Below are 20682 nucleotides of genomic sequence, written 5' to 3' on the forward strand. Positions count from 1 at the left end.
CAATGAGTTGCAAACCTTAACGCAAAACGGCAATACGGTAACCCTCTCCAATGGAGGCGGTACGATTACCTTGCCTGTGGACACGGATGCACAGACCTTAACATTGAATGGTAATGTGTTGTCTATTTCCAATGGAAACACAATTACGTTACCCGCAACCCAAATCACGGCGGGAACCAATGTTACCGTAACAGGCAACGGAACTGCAGCAACTCCTTTTGTCATCAATGCTAATGATACAAGTTTATATTCAGCCAATGGAAGCATCAATCAAGCGACGACCACAGGGTTAAATCGCGTAGTGACGATGAATAATCGCAATATTTGGTTTAACTCAACCGGAAGTGGAAACAATGGAAAAATCTACATCGGAAATACCGCTACCTATCCTACCAGTACAGGAAATTATCGCTTGTTTGTCGAAGGAGGTATTTTGACGGAAAAAGTTAAAGTAGCCCTACGAAGCACAGCCAATTGGGCGGATTATGTTTTTGCCGACGATTACCGCTTGATGCCTTTACAAGAAGTGGAAGCTTTTATCCAAAAAAACAAACATTTACCTGGCGTGGCTTCTGCTGAAACTTTGGCAAAAGAGGGCTTGGATTTGGCCGCTATGCAAGCAAAACACATGGAGAAAATTGAAGAATTGACTTTATATGTTATCGATCAAAATAAAACGATTGATGCACAACAAGCTACCCTTTCTCAGCAACAAAAAGAAATCGATCAGTTGAAAGCACAATTGGAGCTTTTGATCCAAAAAATGAAATAAGATGAACAAGGTACACTATCTCCTCGGGATTAGTGCCCTGTTGCTAAATATTTCATGGGGACGGGCACAAGTTCAGGAATACTTGGACGAGGAACAGCGAAGAATAACAGTGGCCGCAAGCGTTGAGCGTGAGGTGGAACAATTTATCGAATCCAACTTTCACAAATACCGTTTGTCAAAAATAGCTTCGGCATCACTAATTGATGAACTTCGGGAGCATGAAGATTTTACCGATGAAGAGGTAGAAAAAGCCTTAGTTGCTACCAAACGTAACGAATTGCGGAAGCTCTTTTTTACCAAATTTCCAGAAAAAACGCAGTATTATCGTGCCGGGACGTTACCTGTTTCGGAAGAGCAAACCTGTGTCAATGGCGATTTTGAAAATGGAACAGCAGGCTATACTTTTTGGGCCGATTTACGCCCCCAACCCCAATCGGGAACCGCTTTTTTTCAATCGTGCGCCACACCCACTGCGTTGACAACAACCAATGTACTCACCGCAACGACCAATAATTTTGGGTCGCGTGCTACTTTAATTGACAGCAATGCGCCCAATTACCAACAGTTTGATCCAGTGCTAGCCAGTTTTGGGGTAAATGTGCCCACTTTGGCTCCCAATGGAGGGACACGGTGTGTCAAATTGAACAATACAGGCGGAATGGGTTCTTCTGATTTAGCTACCGTTTCCCGCTATTTTCCGGTGATCAATGAGGCGACGTTAGATTTTAATTTCTCTTTGGTGATGGACAACCGTCCCGACCATGAACAAGATATTCAACCCTATTTTAGAGCACGTGTCAAAGATGTTAATGGTAATATAGTCGATGAGTTTTGTATCATTGCTAATCCCAATAACTGCTTGTTTAGTCGAATTAATGTTAGTTCTAGACGTCGTATCCTTTATACGGGTTGGATATGTGCCCGTTTGAATGTAGGTGAATTATTGGGGCAACCGGGTATCTTAGAATTGTCAGTAAGCGATTGCCAGCCCTCGGCACACTTTGGTACCGTTTATATCGATAATGTGTGTGGATATACTTGTGCCACGCCGCAGTTGGGAGCTTTAAATATTGACCCGATACAATTGAATTGTCCCTCAATCACTCCAGCAACTCCTGTGCAAGTTTGTGGAACCTACAGTCCCCCAGTTAATGCAACTTTAAGCTCTCTTGTGCTTCATGTGTTACAAGGCAATACCATTATCGGTGCCATCAATGCGCCTACGCAACTTACCGCGACAACATTTTGTTTTGATCTCCCGCCGAATATTTTTGGCGCTAATCCACAAGGGGACTTTGAGTTTGATGTGGTCGCCACCTTCAACGTGACCTGTCCCGCGGGAACCTTTCAGTTTACCATACGCGATGAGTCGGCGGCTATTGGACCCGACGTCACGTTTGAAAATTGTTGTTTACCAGTGCTTACCTTGGTTTCTCCTGCCGATGATACCAATAACAATACGCCCCCTTCTGAGAAACGGAAAGAGCGCTCCGATTGGATTCGAGCTTCCAATGTTATTCAACAGGGCAATAATGGATTGGGGAATGGCGTCGTGTACCATGCAGGTAACTTTGTGGAATTATTGCCTGGATTTGAAGCAGTTACAGGAGCCCATTTTGCTGCTTATCCCGAGGGCTGTACTGGAAACTTCATGTACCGTGACACCCCACTGGCTTCGCCTTCTGATCGCGATGTTCCTTTGGATGTAATTCCCGAAGAGATTCATCTCATCCGCATTGGCAACGGCTTCACTTTGGTGCCCAATCCGGCGCAATCTTGGGTCGAAATAGCCGTGGATGAAGGTGAGTTTGCGCAAATTCAAGTGACAACTATCGACGGAAAGAGTTTGATGGCGCAATCCATTACGGCGACCCAACGCCATCGTTTGGATGTGCAAGCCTATCCCAATGGCATCTATATGGTGAGTATCGTGCTTACCGATGGCACCGTCATTGCTGAGAAATTGGTGAAAAATTAAAACTTGTTCACAATAATAGAAAAGCTTCGTCAATCGGCGGAGCTTTTTTATATTTGTAGAAAGCCAACAACAAACTTTATGCTACCATTACATATCACCAACGAAACTTCGCGGTTACGTGCAGTAGTGTTGGGAACCGCGGTGAGTAACGGACCCACGCCGACAGCCGAAGAAGCTTATGACCCGAAGTCGCTGGAACACATTTTGGCGGGAACCTATCCTGTAGAAGCCGATATGGTTCGTGAGATGGACGCTTTTCATGACGTGTTTAATAAATACGATGTGCAGGTTTTTCGTCCAGAAATTATCGAGAATTACAATCAAATTTTTTCGCGGGACATCGGATTTGTCATTGAAGATACATTTATCAAAGCCAATATTCTCCCCGATCGGGAACGGGAATTGGAGGCGATTCAGTATATTATTGATCAAATCAATCCAGCGAAAGTGCAACGCCCCCCAGAAGAAGTTCATATTGAAGGCGGTGACGTGATGCCTTGGAACGACTATATTTTTATAGGGACCTACAAAGGCTCGGATTATAAAGATTACATTACCGCTCGAACCAATATGGAAGGGGTAGCATACATCAAAAGTTTATTTCCGAATAAGATTGTGAAAGAATTTGATTTGGTCAAATCTAAATTGGAAGCCCGTGACAATGCTTTGCATTTGGATTGTTGCTTTCAACCGGTGGGAAAAGATAAAGGCATTATTTACAAAAGTGGTTTTCGGGAAGAAGCCGATTATGTTTTTCTCTTGAATTTGTTTGGAAAAGAAAATCTATTCCACATTACCCGCGACGAGATGTACCATATGAATTCGAATGTATTTTCGATTGCCGAAGATGTCGTGGTTTCGGAGCGCAATTTCACCCGCTTAAATACTTGGTTGCGTAGCAAAGGGTTTACGGTGGAAGAAATTCCGTACGCTGAAATTGCCAAGCAAGAAGGGTTGTTGCGCTGTTCGACACTTCCCTTGTTCCGGGATTGATTTTCGGAGCACTGCCGCGTGAGGGATAGGAGCTGGGTGCCGTGCACCGCGGATAGCCCGGCCTGGAGGGCACGCACAAAGAGTTATGAGTTATGAATTATGAGTTATGAATTATGAATTGGGGAAACCTTTAGACTGAAGCTATGAATCAAACGACGAATGCTATTTTAATGATCCGTCCAGTGGCGTTTCGAATGAACGAACAGACCGCGGTCAACAATTATTATCAAAAGGTTTTGGACGGCTTGTCGCCCGAAACGGTCAATGCGAAAGCGCAGCAGGAGTTTGATACTTTTGTCCAAAAATTGCGCCTTGTTGGGGTTGACGTTTCCGTGGTTGACGATACCTTGGATCCCAATACGCCCGACAGTATTTTTCCAAACAATTGGATTTCTTTTCACGAAACGGGCGATGTGGTATTGTACCCTATGTTTGCGGAAAACCGACGGGCCGAGCGCCGGGAAGATGTTTTGGATTTGCTGGAAGACAGAGGTTTTGTAGTCAATGACATCATGGATTATACCTCGGCGGAAGAGGACAATATCTTTTTGGAAGGTACGGGTAGTTTGTTGCTCGACCGACAAAATGGCAAAGCCTATTGTGCTTTATCGCCGCGCGCGGATGAAGAGTTGATGATTGAGTTTTGTGAAGATTTTGAGTACACTCCTGTTATTTTTGAAGCGTTTCAAACGGTCAATGGGGAACGTAAATTGATTTACCATACTAATGTGATGATGTGTATTGGCGATACATTTGCGGTGATTTGCGCCGACTGTATTGACGATAAAAAAGAGCGTAAAATGGTTTTGGACTCCTTGCGTAGCGATGAGAAAGACATTATTTTGATTACCGAAGATCAGGTCAATAATTTTGCGGGCAATATGCTGGAAGTCAAAGGATCGGACGGAAAACGCTATTTGGTGATGAGTTCATCGGCCTATCAAGTATTGACCAAAAAGCAAATTGCCCAAATTGAACAACATGTTACCATTCTGCATTCGAGTTTGGATACCATTGAAGCTTGTGGGGGAGGAAGTGCCCGATGCATGATGGCAGAGGTATTTTTGCCGAAGCGATAATCAAACGTAATTTTACAAGAAATCCCAAACGCTATAGGTGCTTGGGATTTTTTATTACAATTTGATGAATTCGTATCCGCCTTTGGTGGCGCCCCATACTTGTTTGCCGTCTTTGTCAAATCCTTGGTCCCAAGATAAAATGCTGTTATGGGTAACCGTTACTTTGGAATTAGCCCAACGTGCTCCGCGGAGTTCGCTGGGACAGGTTTTGTCGCCTGTAGCACCTTCGAAGGTGTTTTTGGCGGTGCGTTTTAAAATTACTTCACAGCCGTCTTTTATTTCGATATCAGCTTCTGTGAGTTGGTCATACGCCTCGGGAGTTGCCCATTTACCTATCCATTTTTTTTCGTCTTTGAGCGTGTAAATCGTACTGATGAATTGATCGCCTTGTTGCGTTAATTTGTAAATGCGTACTCGATAGGGTTGGTTTTGTTTGTCAAATAAGGCTTGTTCCACAAAAAGGTAATGGCCTTTGGATTTCCAAATGGGGGTCATCCGCAAGGAGATGTTGAAATAGTCTTTGTCTTGGCTGGCTTGTTTTTCAGAGCTATAGTGGCCTTGCATGATCGTGACTAATTCCTTCATTACCGAACTATCGGTATTTTTTGGCGATTGTGCGGATTTACACCCCAATAAAAAAAGGGAAATACAAAAAGTAAAAAAAACGTATCGCATGCGTAGTGGTTTAGATTTTTAAAATACTGGTAACGGCATTAATAATGTATTGGATACCAATCGCAATGGTTAAGAATCCCACAATACGAGAAATTGCTACAATTCCAGAAGCGCCTAGGTATTTGGCCAAATAATGCGCACTTCGAAGAATGAGGAAAATCAATACTGCCACCGCAAAAATGGCAATCGTTGAGAAAATAATTTCTCGCGTACTATTGTGTTCTTGGTAATAGGCAATGAGAAGGGAAATAGAACCCGGTCCCGCCAACATGGGCATAGCAAGGGGTGTAAGAGCGATGTTGTCGCGTTGTTGTGCTTCCTCTTCAGCTTTTTTATCCAAACCTTTATTCCGACTGAATTTCCCGTTCAAAAGTCCAAACCCTGAACTGGCAATGATGATACCACCTGCGATGCGTAATGCGGGAATCGTAATGCCAAAAAAGGTAAGTACATATTGCCCAATAAAATAGGATATGACCAATATTAAGCAAACATTAATCGCAGTCCAAAGGGAAACTTTTGAGCGTTCGGCTTTGGAATAATCTTGCGTAAGCGCCACAAAAATGGGCACAGTTCCAATAGGATTTAACACTGAAAACAAGGCCGCTAAAAGAAAGATAAAATCGTTCATGTTGCAAAGGTAGGGGATTGGAGGTTTCGTTGTATTTTTGTAGGGTAAAATAATCGTTACCTATGAAAACCTTAGTTTTAGGTGCTTCTAACAACCCCGAACGGTACAGTTACCAAGCGTTAATGCGTTTGCAAAAGCACCAGCATGAAGTGGTCGCTATTGGTCGTAAAGCCGCTGAGGTCGGGAGTATTCTTATTCAAGAAGGTTTGCCCGTATTAGAAGGTGTTGATACGGTTACGTTGTATCTAAATCCTACACACCAACAGGGGTATTACGATTATATCATCGGGTTACATCCACGACGGGTGATATTCAATCCAGGAACAGAAAATCCAATGTTTTATGCCCTTTTGACTTCGAGTGGAATTCAAATCGAAGTGGCTTGTACGTTGGTATTGTTGGCTACCCATCAATATTAAAATCGGGTTTGTCCCACGGCAGGTTTACTGATAAAGAGTAAGCCTATAAACGTTAATAAACCATTGACAATGATGAGTTCGTTGTCAAACTGGTACGCGCCAAAAAGATCTTTAGCATACGTTGTCATCGCCCAGCACACCAATGGCGCGAGAATACAAACGACAGGCACCCAACGATCGTTTACTGTTTTTGTTTTCATAAACAATCCAAAGCCATAGAGTCCTAAAAGCGGACCATAGGTGTAACTGGCTACTTTAAAAATCATTTTAACCACCGATTCGTCGTTGAGTACATTGAACAGTATAATAACCAAAAACATCAGGAATGAAAAGCCTAAATGTACTTGGTGGCGGAGGCGCACTTGTTTTTCAGGCGAAAGTTGATGTTCGGCCTTGTCCATGTGAAGGAAATCGACACAAAAAGAGGTGGTTAATGCCGTTAACGCACTATCGGTGGTAGCAAAAGTTGCTGCCGTTAAGCCTAATAAAAAGGTAATGGCGGGAATGATTTCCAAATGATGAAAGGCAATTTCTGGAAAGAGTAAATCAGTTCGGGGCACCTCATTCACGGTGGGAATTGCAATACTGTTTTGCGCCGCATACAAGTACAACAAAGCCCCTACACTCAAGAAAAATAAATTAATGAGTACAAAAATTCCCGTAAACGTAAACATGTTTTTTTGGGCTTCTTGAATGGTGGCGCAGCTCAAGTTTTTCTGCATTAAGTCCTGATCCAAACCCACCATTGCAATGGTGACAAAGATTCCGCCGAGGAGTTGTTTCCAGAAAAAATGGCCTTTTAGGTAATCTTCATAAAAAAAGATTTGCGAATAACTGCTGTTTTTTACGGCTTCAAAGGCTTGGGCGGGACTGTAATTGAGGCTACTGCAAATGAAATAGATGGTAAGAAATACCGAAGTAACTAAGAAAAATGTTTGCAACGTATCGGTGATGATGATGGTTTTGAGTCCCCCGCGATACGTATACGCAAAAATCAATCCCAAGGAGATCAAAACAGTGGCGGCAAAAGGTACGTGGAAGGCATCAAACACATAGCGTTGCAACACCAAAACCACCAAATACAGTCGAAACGCCGATCCGATGGTACGGCTAATTAAAAAAATACTGGCCGCTGTTTTATAACTGACCACTCCTAATCGCTGTTCGATATAACTGTAAATAGAGGTAAGGTTCATACGGTAATACAGCGGAAGAAGCACGGTAGCAATGAGGATAAATCCAATAGCATTTCCGAGTATAAATTGAAAGTACGAAAACTGATTTTCAGGGTTGCCCACTGCACCAGGGACCGAAATAAACGTCACACCCGAGAGTGCTGTACCGATCATTCCAAAGGCGACTAGGTACCATTTGGAGTTTTTATTGGCTTTAAAAAAAGTGTCGTTGTCACTACTTTTTTTACCAATTTGAAAGGCGATAAACAATAACAATCCAAAATACACGAGGATGATGGAGAGAATGAGGGTTGGGCTCATGCTATAATTTTTAAAAAGCGAAAAATACAAAAATATTGATGCCATTTTCAAATTATGTACTTTTGTCGTATGGAATTTTCATCAAAGTTATTGGAGCAAGCCGTCAATGAAATGGCGCAATTGCCTGGGATAGGGAAACGAACGGCGTTGCGATTAGTATTGCATTTGTTGCGACAACCCCAGGAACAAACCCGCTTTTTGACCGAAGCTTTGACACAAATGCGGGAGCAGATGAAGTTTTGTTCGAGTTGCCACACCCTTTCGGATGTTGAGGTGTGTTCGATTTGCAGTAATCCTTCGCGGAATCCTCACATCATTTGTGTGGTGGAAGATGTACGGGATGTCATGGCGATTGAAAATACCCAGCAGTTTAAAGGGATTTACCATGTATTGGGAGGTAAAATTTCCCCTATTGATGGGATTGGTCCGAGTCAGTTGCACATTACTTCCTTGGTTGAAAAAGTAAAGACAACTCCTGTGGAAGAAGTGATTTTTGCTTTGAGTTCCACGATGGAAGGCGATACGACCAATTTTTACATTTACAAGCAAATCCAAAATACGGGTATAAAAACTTCGACTATTGCCCGTGGAATAGCGGTAGGGGATGAGTTAGAATATGCCGACGAAGTGACGCTGGGGCGCAGTATTTTACATCGAATTCCTTTTGAAAATTCCCTCAAAAATAATTAGAGATTTCCCTATCTAGTCTTTTGATTTTACGATTGAAAAACTATCTTTGTTGGCTAAAACAAAGTAGATGAAAACCAAAATACTGTCGTTTTCCATAGTATTGTTATTCCTTGTTACCGCTTGTGTTCCCACACAGGACCTCATATACCTTCAAGACAAAAAAAATACGACTACTTCCGCTGGGCAATCAGTTACCCAAAGCAACAAGCCATACCGTTTGCAGGTAAATGATGTAGTTTCGGTGCAAATCAAAGCATTAGTTGATGAGCGTTTGTTGGAAATTTTCAATACCGCTCCACCAAATCAGGCGAGTCAAACGGTTGAAACGCTTTATTTTAATGGCTATACAGTCGATGATCACGGAAACATTCGTATTCCGATTTTGGGGGAAGTGAATGTATTAGGTTATACGGTAGAGGAGGCACGCGCCAAAATTGAAACCCAATTGTTAGCGGATTATTTCAAAAAAGAAGCGCAATTGTTTGTCAATGTTAAGCTTGCGGGATTCCGTTACACAGTCAATGGTGAGGTCAATAATCCCGGTTCGAAGGTGTTGTACCAAGATCGCGTGAATGTGTTGGAAGCTTTGGCCAATTCGGGTGATATTACCATGACGGGTGATCGTAAAGAAGTGAAAGTTATTCGTCAGTTTCCGCATGGATTGGAGACGTTCAGCATTGATTTGACCGATGCTGCGGCAGTATATTCTCCTGCTTTTTACTTGCAACCTAACGATTATATCTACGTCAAACCCTTGAAACAAAAATCATGGGGATTTGGTGGTACGGGTCGCGAGACGTTAACTGTATTGATTACTGCGGCTTCTATGTTGTTGACGCTCACGCTGTTATTACGCAATTAAACGAAATTCCATGCTTGATATCAAAGATTTCTCCTTTTTTGAAAAACAAAATAGCTTCGATTTCAAAGCTTTCCTAATTAAGACAGGAAGTTATTGGAAGTGGTTTTTATTTGGATTGGGTTTTGCTTTATTTGTGGCGCATCAAATCAATGTCCGTAAACAAAAAATCTATGCTTTAGAAGCCACCTTGGCAGTGAAGGAACAAGAGAATCCACTGTTTATGAGCAACACCAATTTGATTTTCAATTGGGGGGGTACTTCTGATCAGGTGCAGCGTATTGCGAGTACCTTAAAATCCCGTTCCCACAACGAATTGGTGGTTGACAAACTAGGGTTTTATATTGATTATCTTCAAGAAGACAAATATTATCAAAAAGACGTCTACGGTTCGGCACCTTTTGAAGTGAAATTAGACAAATCCAAAAACCAACTTTTAGGGATTCCCATTGAGATTCATTTTGTGTCGCCAACTGACTATGAAATCAATATTGCGGTAAAGGCTAATTCGGTTCCGGTTATCAACTACAATACCAACATTATTGATGCGCAAGCCGTTCGTTCGGGTGATTTTCGTAAGCGCTGCAAAGTGGGACAGCCGCTTCGTTTGCCGTTTCTAAACTGGACATTGGACATCAAAGGAATGCCTGGAAATTACACGGGACAGAAATTTATCATTCGGATGAATTCGTTTGATAATGTGGTCAGTATGTACCGTAATGTTCGTGTGGTTATTGATGAAAAAGCAGGCTCGATTATTCGTATATCACTGCAAGGAACCAATAAGGCCCGTATTGTTGACTATTTGAACGAAAGTGTTCAGATGTTGAAAAAGAAGCAATTGGAAAGCAAAAACTTGTTTGCTGAAAATACCATCAAGTACATTGATACCACCTTGGCATTGATGGAGGACAATTTAAAATCAGCCAACAATGATTTAAAGGATTTTAGCAAGGGTCGTAACGTTGTAGAGATTGAAAAACGTGGTGAAACTTACCAAGCGCAAATCCAAGATTTAGATTTGATAAAGGACGGAATTGACCGTAAAATCAACTACTACAATGTGTTGAACAATTATTTGCGCAACAGCAATGATTACTCCAAATTGCCTGCTCCTTCGGTAGCCGGTATAGACGACCCCAATATCATCAAAAATGTAGCGCAACTCATTGATTTGTCAGTACGCCGTTCGGAGATGACGTACTCCGTAAAAAGTGCTTTGATGTACAACAATATTGACAACGAAATTTCAGCAGTGAAGCGGGTTTTGTTGGAGAATATTGTAGCCGCCAAATCGGCAATTCAATATGAGTCAGCGCAGGTGAACCGTAAAATTCGAGAGTCGGAAAACAAAATTGAAAGTTTACCCGAGGACAGTCAAGATTACTTGCGAATCACCCGTAAGTTCAATTTGAGCAATAGTGTTATCGATGCCTATTTACAAAAACGTAATGAAGCACAAATTGTCAAAGCGGCCAATTTATCGGATGTAGAGTTTATCGATCCAGCAAAAGACATTGGAGGCGGATTAATCGGACCTAGGACAGGAGTAAACTATGTGATCGCTATTTTTGCAGGTTTGTTGATTCCTTTATTGGTGGTTTTTTTGATATTTTTCATCAACAATTCCATCCAAAATGCCGAGGATATTAGTTCTTTGACCAATATCCCCTTAATTGGGGTGATTGGGGTGAAATACACCTCATCGAATTTAGCCGTTTTTGAAAAACCCAAATCGGCACTCTCGGAATCCTTTAGGGCACTCCGTTCTTCGCTTCAATTTTTATACAAAAAGCAGAAGAAAGAGGGCAGTAAGACACTTATGTTGACTTCTTCGGTGTCGGGTGAAGGGAAAACATTCTGCTCTATCAATATCGCAACCGTATTTGCCATTAGTGAGAAAAAAACGGTTATTGTCGGATTGGATTTGCGTAAGCCTAAAATTTTTGACGATTTTAATTTAAAAAATAAAATAGGGGTCGTCAACTATTTAATTGGTCAAAATTCACTCGATGAAATTACTCAAAGTACCAAGATTCCGTATTTGGATGTGATTACTTCGGGGCCAATTCCGCCCAATCCTTCGGAGTTGATTATGGGAGAGACCATGCGGGAGTTTATGGAAGAATTGAAGCGTCGCTATGATTATGTGATTTTGGACACGCCTCCCGTTGGATTGGTCACCGATGCTGTAGAATTGGCACCTTTTGCCGATGTGACCTTGTATATTATGCGTCAAAATTTCACCAAAAAAGAAATGGTACAACTCATTAATACTCGTGTGCAACGCGATGAATTGTCGAATGTGAGTATTGTTTTAAATGGTTTTGAAAATAAAGCGCGTTACGGAACAGGGTATGGATACGGGTACGGTTACGGGTACGGGTATGGCAATTACGCCAACGGCTATCACGAAGATGATCGTCCCAAAAACCTGTTTGAAAAAATAAAAGAAACCCTTTTTAAGTGTAAAAAATAACGCATCAAATTTATGCAAACCCTCGTCATTACCGGTGCGGCCGGATTTATTGGTTCCAATTTGACGGCTCATTTTTTGGAGCAAGGCTTATACGTGGTGGGTTTGGATAACTTTGCTACGGGACATCGACGTAATATTGAACCGTTTTTATCTCATCCAAAGTTTACGTTTCATGAAGGGGATATCCGCGATTTAGAAACGTGTCATCGTGTCACGAAAGGGGCAACCTATGTTTTACACCAAGCTGCTTTGGGTTCGGTTCCCCGTTCCATCAATGACCCAATAACCTCCAATGAAGTCAATGTTTCTGGTTTTTTGAATATGTTAGTGGCTTCTCGTGATGCGGGTGTGAAACGCTTTGTGTATGCGGCGAGTTCATCGACTTACGGCGATTCGGCATCCTTGCCGAAAGTGGAAGACGTGATAGGTAAACCCTTGTCACCCTATGCGATTACTAAGTATGTCAACGAATTGTATGCGTCGATTTTTTCCTCAACCTATGGGTTGGAAACCATTGGGTTGCGGTATTTCAATGTGTTTGGGCGGCGCCAAGACCCTGATGGAGCCTATGCAGCAGTGATTCCGAAATTTGTCAAGTTATTGATGCAAAAACAATCGCCGGTGATTAATGGCGATGGCACCTATTCTCGTGATTTCACCTATATTGATAATGTGATACAAATGAATGCTTTGGCATTGTCGGCGAACCAACCCGAAGCGCTGAACACGGTGTATAATACTGCGGTTGGGGATCAAATTTCGCTCAATGAAATGGTTCATTTGCTCAAAAAATATTTATCTCGTTATGATGCTTCCATTGCTGAAGTTCCTATCGTATACGGACCCCAGCGCGTGGGTGATATTCCGCATTCCAAAGCGAGTATTGCCAAAGCGCAACAATTGTTAGGCTATCAACCCCAATACAACTTTGCGGCAGGTTTGGAAGAAGCTGTGGCTTGGTATTGGGATAATTTAAAATAAATACATATGAAAATATCTCATATCTGTTGTATCGGAGCGGGTTATGTAGGTGGTCCCACGATGGCTGTCATTGCCAATAAATGTCCGCATATTAAAGTGACCGTGGTCGACTTGAATGCCGAACGCATTGCCCGTTGGAACGATGAAAATGTTGAAAATATTCCGGTATACGAACCTGGATTGAGTGCTATTGTAGCGGATTCAAGGGGTAAGAATTTATTTTTCTCAACCGAAGTAGACAAAGCCATTGCTGAAGCGCAAATGATTTTTATATCGGTAAATACGCCGACTAAAACTTATGGTACAGGGAGAGGAATGGCAGCTGATTTGAAGTACATCGAATTGTGTGCTCGACAAATTGCACGCGTAGCGACTACCGATAAGATTGTGGTCGAAAAATCAACCTTGCCGGTTCGAACTGCTGAAGCCTTGAAAAGCATTTTGGACAATACGGGTAATGGGGTTCAGTATCAAATTCTTTCCAATCCTGAGTTTTTAGCAGAAGGGACGGCCGTTGAAGATTTATTGTCTCCCGATCGTGTATTGATTGGAGGGGGACCCGATGAAGCCGGACAAAAAGCCATTCAAGCTTTGGTCGATATATATGCCAATTGGGTACCCAAAGAGCGTATATTAACCACCAATGTATGGTCGTCGGAATTGTCGAAGTTGACTGCCAATGCTTTCTTAGCCCAGCGCGTTTCTTCGATCAATGCCATTTCGGAATTGTGTGAAAAAACAGGCGCCAATGTCAATGAAGTCGCTCGAGCAATTGGAATGGATAGCCGAATCGGGTCGAAGTTTTTGAAAGCCTCTGTCGGATTTGGCGGGTCGTGTTTTCAAAAAGATATTTTGAATTTAGTCTACATCGCCAAATCCTATGGATTGCAAGAAGTTGCCGATTATTGGGAGCAAGTAATTCAATTGAATGACCACCAGAAAAATCGTTTTGCACGCAATATCGTAAGTACATTATACAATACCATTTCAGGAAAAAAGATTGCCTTTTTGGGATGGGCGTTTAAAAAAGACACCAACGATACCCGAGAGTCGGCTGCTATTTATGTGGCTGATGCCTTGATGCAAGAACAAGCGCTTATTGCTGTATACGATCCCAAAGTGGAACACCCTCAAGTACTCTCGGATTTGAATTACTTGGAAACTCGTGATGCGGCTTCCAATGCCGCATTGGTTACTTCATTTTCCGATCCTTATTCGGCATGTCATGAGGCGCATGCTATTGCGATTATGACCGAATGGGATGAATTTAAAGCGTATGATTGGCAAAAAATTTACGATTCCATGTTAAAACCCGCTTTCATTTTTGACGGTCGAAATATTTTAGAAGCCGAGGCGATGCGCGCGATTGGTTTCCATTATCAAGGAATAGGTTCGTGAAACATATACTATGGATATAAAAATAGCAGTTATCGGATTGGGGTATGTAGGATTGCCTTTGGCGCGTTTGTTTGCCACAAAGTATCCAGTCGTAGGATTTGATATCAATCAGCAACGGGTTTCCGAATTGAATTCGGGACACGATAGTACCTTGGAGGTGTCCTCCGACTTGCTTCAGCAGGTATTGGTGTCGAAGCATACCGAGTCCACAGGGTTGCTATGTGCTTCCAATTTGGAGGCCATTCGCAACTGTAATTATTACATTGTTACGGTTCCAACCCCTGTCGATAAAAATAACCGTCCTGATTTAACACCCTTGTACAAATCGAGTGAAACGGTAGGGAAGGTATTGAAAAAAGGCGATATCGTAGTGTATGAATCTACCGTATATCCTGGATTAACCGAAGAGGAATGCGTACCGGTTTTGGAGCGGGTGAGCGGTTTGAAATTCAATGTAGATTTTTTTGCTGGCTACTCTCCCGAACGTATCAATCCCGGAGATAAGGAGCATACCGTTGAAAAAATCCTAAAAATAACTTCGGGTTCAACCCCCGAAATTGGACAAAAAGTGGATGCTTTGTACCGTTCTGTCATCACAGCAGGTACCCATTTAGCGCCTTGTATTAAAGTGGCTGAGGCAGCCAAAGTAATTGAAAATGCACAGCGTGATATCAATATAGCTTTTGTCAATGAATTGGCGAAGATTTTTAACTTACTTGATATCGATACCCATGCAGTTTTGGCTGCTGCGGGAACAAAATGGAACTTTTTACCCTTCAAGCCCGGTTTGGTTGGGGGACATTGTATCGGAGTCGATCCGTATTATTTGGCGCAAAAAGCCCAAGAGACAGGGTATCATCCTGAAATCATTTTAGCAGGACGACGTTTGAATGATAGCATGGGCGAATATGTCGCGTCGCGGATTATAAAATTGATGATTAAAAAAGGGATTTCGGTCGATCATTCGTCGCTTTTGCTTTTGGGAATAACGTTCAAAGAAAACTGTCCCGATGTGCGAAATACCAAGATTGTTGATGTGGTGCATGCCTTAACCGATTATGGAATTCAGGTAACTATTTATGATCCTTGGGCCAATCCCGAGGAAGTAAAGCATGAATATGGATTGACGACCACTACTACTTTGCCCACTACTACTTTTGATGCCGTGGTTTTGGGCGTTGCGCATCAAGAATTTTTACAACTGGATTTGGCTGGGTTACGAAATCCGAAGTCAATAGTTTATGATGTTAAAGGCGTTCTTCCCTATGCGGTGGACGGAAAATTATAAGGTATGAAAAAAATATTGATTACCGGAGGTGCTGGGTTTATAGGTTCGCATGTGGTTCGACGCATGGTGACCCGTTACCCAAATTATCATATTTTCAATTTGGATGCCCTTACCTATGCAGGGAACTTAGAGAATATCGCCGATGTAGAAAAACTTCCCAATTATACGTTTGTTAAAGGCGATATCACTGACGCCCATTTTATCGATTCTCTTTTTAAAACGCACGCTTTTGAGGGGGTTATCCATTTGGCCGCTGAGTCACATGTTGATCGTTCGATTACTGATCCATTGGCTTTTGTGCGTACCAATGTTTTGGGAACTATGAATTTGTTGAATGCGGCTAAAACCGCTTGGCAAGGGCAGTTTGAAGGCAAGCGTTTCTACCATATTTCAACCGATGAGGTCTATGGAACCTTGGGTGCAACGGGTTTGTTTACTGAAGAAACCCCTTATGATCCGAACTCACCGTATTCTGCCTCCAAAGCTAGTTCCGATCATTTTGTGCGCGCTTATGGGGAAACCTATGGATTGCCCTATGTGTTGACCAATTGTTCAAATAATTACGGACCCAATCATTTTCCTGAGAAATTGATTCCGCTATGCATTCACAATATAATTCAAGAAAAACCATTGCCGATTTATGGGGATGGAAAATATACTCGGGATTGGTTATATGTCATCGACCATGCGATAGCCATTGATTTGGTATTCCATGAAGGGAAAAATCATGAAACCTATAATATTGGTGGATTTAATGAATGGCAAAACATCGACTTAGTGCGTTTGTTATGTCAAATTATGGACCGTAAATTAGGACGTGACGTTGGGACTTCTGAGGGGCTTATTACCTTTGTGAAAGATCGTCCCGGGCACGATTTGCGGTACGCTATTGATGCTGGAAAAATCAATCGTGAGTTGGGTTGGTCGCCTTCTGTTACTTTTGAAGAAGGGTTGGAGCAAACCGTCGATTGGTATTTGCAGAACTCCCAATGGTTGCAGAATGTTACTTCTGGGGCTTATCGTGAATATTACGAAAAACAATATCAATAATTTTAGCGAGTCATGCGTATATTGGTCACCGGAGCGGCGGGATTTATCGGATTCCATTTTTGTGAACTCTTACTTCAAAAGGGGTACACCGTTGTGGGTATGGATAACTTGAATTCGTATTATCCTGTTTCTTTAAAAAAAGATCGTTTGGCTGTTCTAGGGATTACTCCTTCTGAATTTCATACGGGTATTCCTATTATTAGTGCTAGCTATGGCGACCGTTTTCAGTTTGTTTTACTCGATTTGGAAGACCGACACGGCATGGACGCTTTGTTTGTGCGCTTTTCATTTGATTTAGTATGTAATCTAGCCGCTCAAGCGGGTGTTCGGTATAGTTTGGAACAGCCGTTTACTTATCTTGACAGTAATGTCACAGGTTTTTTAAATGTTTTGGAATGCTGTCGCCACCATCAAGTGAAGAAATTGATTTATGCTAGCAGTTCAAGCGTTTACGGTCTCAATGAACACATCCCTTTTTCAGTGAATGATACGGTAGACCACCCTATAAGTTTGTATGCGGCCACCAAGAAATCCAATGAGCTAATGGCACATACGTATAGCCATTTGTTTGGGATCACCACCATAGGTTTGCGTTTCTTTACGGTGTACGGTCCGTGGGGTCGTCCCGATATGGCTTTGTTCTTGTTTACGGATGCCATTTTCAATCATAAACCAATTGACGTTTTCAACCATGGAGAATTATCGCGTGATTTTACTTACGTCGATGATATTACCCAAGGGATGGAAGCCATCGTGGCAGCCTTAGCCTCGGGTGCCTACACTAAGACTTATGGGTTATATAATATTGGCAATAGCAAGCCGGTTCGTTTGTTGGACTTCATTGAAGCCATCGAACGGCATACGGGTATTAAAGCCCAGAAAAACTGGCTTCCCATGCAGCCTGGCGACGTGGCTCAAACCTGGGCGGATGTCTCCGAATTGCAACGCGATTTCCACTACCAGCCTCAAACCGATTTAGACAAAGGCGTAAAAGCTTTTGTGGATTGGTATAAGGCGTATTATAGGATTAGTGATTAGTAAGCCCCCTAGCCCCCAAAGGGGGGATTAGTTTACAGTCGCAATCGCAGTGTACAGGGATGGAAAAGTTGTGAGTTGTAAGTCGTAAGTCGAAAGTCGAAAGTCGTTTCGTAGAACGCTCATTTATAATTTAAATTCATCATTTAAATAGCCAAAGAGGTCTTTTTTCTTGCTTCTTTTTTTGCCACGAAGTCACGAAGATGCAAAGGTTTGAGTTCACAAAGTTTGCGGCCTGAGGCTGGCTTTATTTTTTTTCCTTTTATCGGCTTCGTGAACAACCTAAATCTCTTAATGGTTATTTTTTTGGGCAAAAGGTTACACAATGTTCGCACTAAGTGTTTCCTGCTACTTTATTCTTTTCTCGTTCTTTTTTTTAACCGCAAAGGTCTCAACGTTACGCTAAGTTCGTGGTGTGTATAAGGGCACAAAGGCGCTGGGCTTTTTTTAAGTTGCACGTTGTGCGTAAATGAGGATGTATTAGAAAGTTCATTTATAATATATAATTTAATATTCAACATTTCTTGAAAGGTCTTTTCGCTTTGCTCTATGTCCAAAATAAGGTAGCTTTTCTTTATCCTTTTGTGTGTTTGTAATCTCAATTACTGGAGGATTGGTTCGTATTGGTACTCGTTTTTTAGCTTATGTAAGGGTTGATTTTTAACATTTCTTTGGCAATAGCTTGTGCGTTTATAACAAAACAAGTACTTTTGTTATTCGCGTTGAAAGATGTTTAATTTTGGCGTACTATAATTTTTTCTTCGTGTTTTTTGATTGCTTGGTAGCCCCTGTTTTTTTTGTCTAAGCATTTCAATTATATTGAATTCAATTTTTTAATTCGATTTATGGGTTCTTATTGGTATATTGCAGGTACTCTTTTTTTTACTGTTTATGGGCAAGTTATCTTAAAATGGCGCTTACAGTCCCAAGCCCTTGAATTACCTCAGTCATTCCATGAGAAGTTTCTTTTTCTGATCCGTTTGTTATTCGATCCCTTTATTTTTTCAGGTTTTTTCTCGGCTTTTATCGCCTCTCTTTTTTGGATGGCTGCAATGACTAAATTTGAAATTACGAAAGCTTACCCCTTTATGAGTTTGGCTCCTGCGTTAGTTTTTATTATGGGAGTTTTATTTTTGGGAGAATCCTTTTCTATAGGTAAAGTTGTAGGGTTGATTTTAATTATGATTGGTATTTTTGTTACTGTAAAATTTTGATTATGAACAACAACAATCCTCAAATTTCTATAGTTAGCCCTGTTTATAAGGCTGAAAAAATTCTCGAAAAGTTAGTAGAGGAAATCCAGAAAGTGATGGCTCAGATGAATTTAACTTACGAGATTATATTAGTTGATGACAGAAGTCCAGATAATTCCTGGGAGGTAATGATGAAACTTTCCGCTCAATTTTCAGAAGTTAGAAGTATTCGATTGAGTCGCAACTTTGGGCAGCATCCAGCAATTATGGCAGGACTTTCGTTGGTTAAAGGGGAGTGGGTTGTCGTTATGGATTGTGATTTACAAGACCAACCAATGGAAATCAAAAATCTATATGCAAAGGCAATGGAGGGTTATGATATTGTTTTGGCGAGAAGAGAAATTAGACAGGATAATTTTTTTAAAAGATTATCTTCAAAGTGTTTTTACACAGTATTCAACTATCTTTCGGGTATTGAGGTAAATAATGAAGTTGCAAATTTTGGGATTTACAAACATAAAGTCATAAAATCGGCTGAAAAAATTAATGACTATATTAAATTTTTCCCTTTGTTTATTAATTGGGTAGGTTTTAAATCAACTTCAATTGTTGTTTTACATAGTGAAAGGGATCATGGTAAATCTTCATATAGTTTTTTTAAGTTACTATCTTTAGCTTTCAATACTATTATTTCATTTTCTGACAAGCCGTTGAAAATTTTTACAATTTTAGGGCTGTCTATTTCTTCAATTTCTTTTCTATTTGGATGTTATTATTTTATAAAGGCCATGACGGGACAAATTAGTGCTCCTGGATTTAGTTCTTTAATTATTTCTATTTGGTTATTATCGGGAATAATCATATCAGCAATCGGAATTGTAGGAATCTATTTAGGGAAAACTTTCAATCAGGTAAAAAATAGGCCAATTTACATTATAGATGAAAAAATTGAAAATTAAAAGGTTAGATTGGGATAGTGCTTTTTTTGGTTTTGAAGTTGGGGAAGGAGAACTTAGTACTGATTATTCTGAGGCCTCAAAATTTGATTTGTTGGTAATCAAACAGAAAAAGGAAGAAGACATTTTTCTATTTGAATTTGAAAAAAAGTTTCAAGAAACAAAAATTATTTATGACAAGAAATTAACTTCTATTGAATTAGACCCTTTTTATGATTCAATCAAAGATTTTGATGAAGAAGTTATTAATAAATCGGAATTGTATTCTTTAGCTTTTGAAAGTGGTCGATACAGTCGATTTAAGTTAGACCCCAAAATACCCAATGAGAAGTTTGAGCTGTTGTATTCAAAATGGGTTGATAATAGTGTAGATAAAAAAATTGCAGATAAACTATTTTACATAAGAAACTCTCAAGAAGTTATTGGATTTGTAACTTTAAAAAATAATGATTTTTTTTCTACAATAGGGTTAATTGCTGTGTCAAAAAACTATCAAGGTAAAGGATTGGGGAAAAGACTTTTGTTGAAAGCTGAGAACTATTGCATTACCCAAAATATATTTAATCTAAAAATTCCAACGCAAAAAGAAAATATTTTAGCGTGTCACTTTTATGAAAAAATGGGATATGCAGTTAATGATGAGGTTATCATTAAGCACTATTGGAAAAAGAATTTGTAAGTTTACAAATTGTAATTATTAAAATGAAATA

The 20682-nt window shown here is 40.9% G+C and carries 19 protein-coding genes; 16 read left to right on the forward strand and 3 right to left on the reverse strand.

Going from position 1 to position 20682, the window contains the following annotated elements; translation table 11 throughout:
* From Q0037_RS01565 to ctlX, 4 genes are all read left to right on the forward strand, one after another.
* A partial coding sequence (locus Q0037_RS01565) for a SlyX family protein (RefSeq protein ID WP_297514407.1) occupies positions 1-772 on the forward strand: 772 nt, incomplete at its 5' end.
* Position 773: 1 nt separating this feature from the next.
* Positions 774-2750, forward strand: a complete 1977-nt coding sequence (locus tag Q0037_RS01570) for a 3-coathanger stack domain-containing protein (RefSeq protein ID WP_297514411.1) — start codon at positions 774-776, stop codon at positions 2748-2750.
* A gap of 78 nt (positions 2751-2828) precedes the next feature.
* Complete coding sequence (locus Q0037_RS01575; protein ID WP_297514417.1) at positions 2829-3743, forward strand: dimethylarginine dimethylaminohydrolase family protein; 915 nt, start codon at positions 2829-2831, stop codon at positions 3741-3743.
* Positions 3744-3886: 143 nt separating this feature from the next.
* On the forward strand, positions 3887-4822 hold the full coding sequence (ctlX, locus tag Q0037_RS01580) for a citrulline utilization hydrolase CtlX (RefSeq protein ID WP_297514420.1): 936 nt from the start codon (positions 3887-3889) through the stop codon (positions 4820-4822).
* Between the two features lie 54 nt (positions 4823-4876).
* Here the strand turns inward: ctlX and Q0037_RS01585 are convergent, their stop codons facing one another.
* Positions 4877-5497: a chromophore lyase CpcT/CpeT gene (locus tag Q0037_RS01585; protein ID WP_297514422.1), complete on the reverse strand. Its 621-nt coding sequence runs from the start codon at positions 5495-5497 to the stop codon at positions 4877-4879.
* A gap of 10 nt (positions 5498-5507) precedes the next feature.
* Positions 5508-6128 carry a MarC family NAAT transporter gene (locus Q0037_RS01590; RefSeq protein WP_297514423.1) on the reverse strand — a complete coding sequence of 207 codons (621 nt, stop codon included), beginning with the start codon at positions 6126-6128 and terminating at the stop codon, positions 5508-5510.
* 62 nt (positions 6129-6190) lie between these two features.
* On the opposite strand from Q0037_RS01590, the gene Q0037_RS01595 reads away from it, so the two are divergent.
* Complete coding sequence (locus tag Q0037_RS01595; RefSeq protein WP_297514425.1) at positions 6191-6547, forward strand: CoA-binding protein; 357 nt, start codon at positions 6191-6193, stop codon at positions 6545-6547.
* On the opposite strand, the gene Q0037_RS01600 is transcribed toward Q0037_RS01595, so the two are convergent.
* Positions 6544-8043, reverse strand: coding sequence for a sodium:solute symporter (locus tag Q0037_RS01600; protein ID WP_297514427.1), 1500 nt, complete (start codon positions 8041-8043; stop codon positions 6544-6546). The genes Q0037_RS01595 and Q0037_RS01600 overlap by 4 nt on opposite strands.
* Before the next feature lie 69 nt (positions 8044-8112).
* On the opposite strand from Q0037_RS01600, the gene recR reads away from it, so the two are divergent.
* From recR to Q0037_RS01655, 11 genes are all read left to right on the forward strand, one after another.
* A complete protein-coding gene (gene recR, locus Q0037_RS01605) occupies positions 8113-8733 on the forward strand; it encodes a recombination mediator RecR (protein ID WP_297514429.1) in 621 nt (206 codons plus the stop codon).
* A 67-nt stretch (positions 8734-8800) separates the two neighbouring features.
* Positions 8801-9595: a polysaccharide biosynthesis/export family protein gene (locus Q0037_RS01610; protein ID WP_297514431.1), complete on the forward strand. Its 795-nt coding sequence runs from the start codon at positions 8801-8803 to the stop codon at positions 9593-9595.
* Between the two features lie 10 nt (positions 9596-9605).
* Positions 9606-12071, forward strand: a complete 2466-nt coding sequence (locus Q0037_RS01615; RefSeq protein WP_297514433.1) for a polysaccharide biosynthesis tyrosine autokinase — start codon at positions 9606-9608, stop codon at positions 12069-12071.
* Between the two features lie 12 nt (positions 12072-12083).
* Positions 12084-13052 carry an SDR family oxidoreductase gene (locus tag Q0037_RS01620; RefSeq protein WP_297514435.1) on the forward strand — a complete coding sequence of 323 codons (969 nt, stop codon included), beginning with the start codon at positions 12084-12086 and terminating at the stop codon, positions 13050-13052.
* A 6-nt stretch (positions 13053-13058) separates the two neighbouring features.
* Positions 13059-14450: a UDP-glucose 6-dehydrogenase gene (locus Q0037_RS01625; RefSeq protein ID WP_297514438.1), complete on the forward strand. Its 1392-nt coding sequence runs from the start codon at positions 13059-13061 to the stop codon at positions 14448-14450.
* A 10-nt stretch (positions 14451-14460) separates the two neighbouring features.
* Positions 14461-15738: a nucleotide sugar dehydrogenase gene (locus tag Q0037_RS01630; protein WP_297514442.1), complete on the forward strand. Its 1278-nt coding sequence runs from the start codon at positions 14461-14463 to the stop codon at positions 15736-15738.
* A gap of 3 nt (positions 15739-15741) precedes the next feature.
* Positions 15742-16788, forward strand: coding sequence for a dTDP-glucose 4,6-dehydratase (rfbB, locus tag Q0037_RS01635; protein ID WP_297514446.1), 1047 nt, complete (start codon positions 15742-15744; stop codon positions 16786-16788).
* A 12-nt stretch (positions 16789-16800) separates the two neighbouring features.
* Positions 16801-17826 carry an NAD-dependent epimerase gene (locus tag Q0037_RS01640; protein ID WP_297514449.1) on the forward strand — a complete coding sequence of 342 codons (1026 nt, stop codon included), beginning with the start codon at positions 16801-16803 and terminating at the stop codon, positions 17824-17826.
* 842 nt (positions 17827-18668) lie between these two features.
* A complete protein-coding gene (locus Q0037_RS01645) occupies positions 18669-19037 on the forward strand; it encodes an EamA family transporter (protein WP_297514452.1) in 369 nt (122 codons plus the stop codon).
* 2 nt (positions 19038-19039) lie between these two features.
* Positions 19040-19975, forward strand: coding sequence for a glycosyltransferase family 2 protein (locus tag Q0037_RS01650; protein WP_297514455.1), 936 nt, complete (start codon positions 19040-19042; stop codon positions 19973-19975).
* A complete protein-coding gene (locus Q0037_RS01655) occupies positions 19956-20651 on the forward strand; it encodes a GNAT family N-acetyltransferase (RefSeq protein WP_297514458.1) in 696 nt (231 codons plus the stop codon). The genes Q0037_RS01650 and Q0037_RS01655 overlap by 20 nt, the downstream gene beginning before the upstream one ends.
* Positions 20652-20682: the final 31 nt, after the last annotated feature.

The sequence above is a fragment of the Flavobacterium sp. genome (genome assembly GCF_027482425.1).
Lineage (GTDB): Bacteria > Bacteroidota > Bacteroidia > Flavobacteriales > Flavobacteriaceae > Flavobacterium.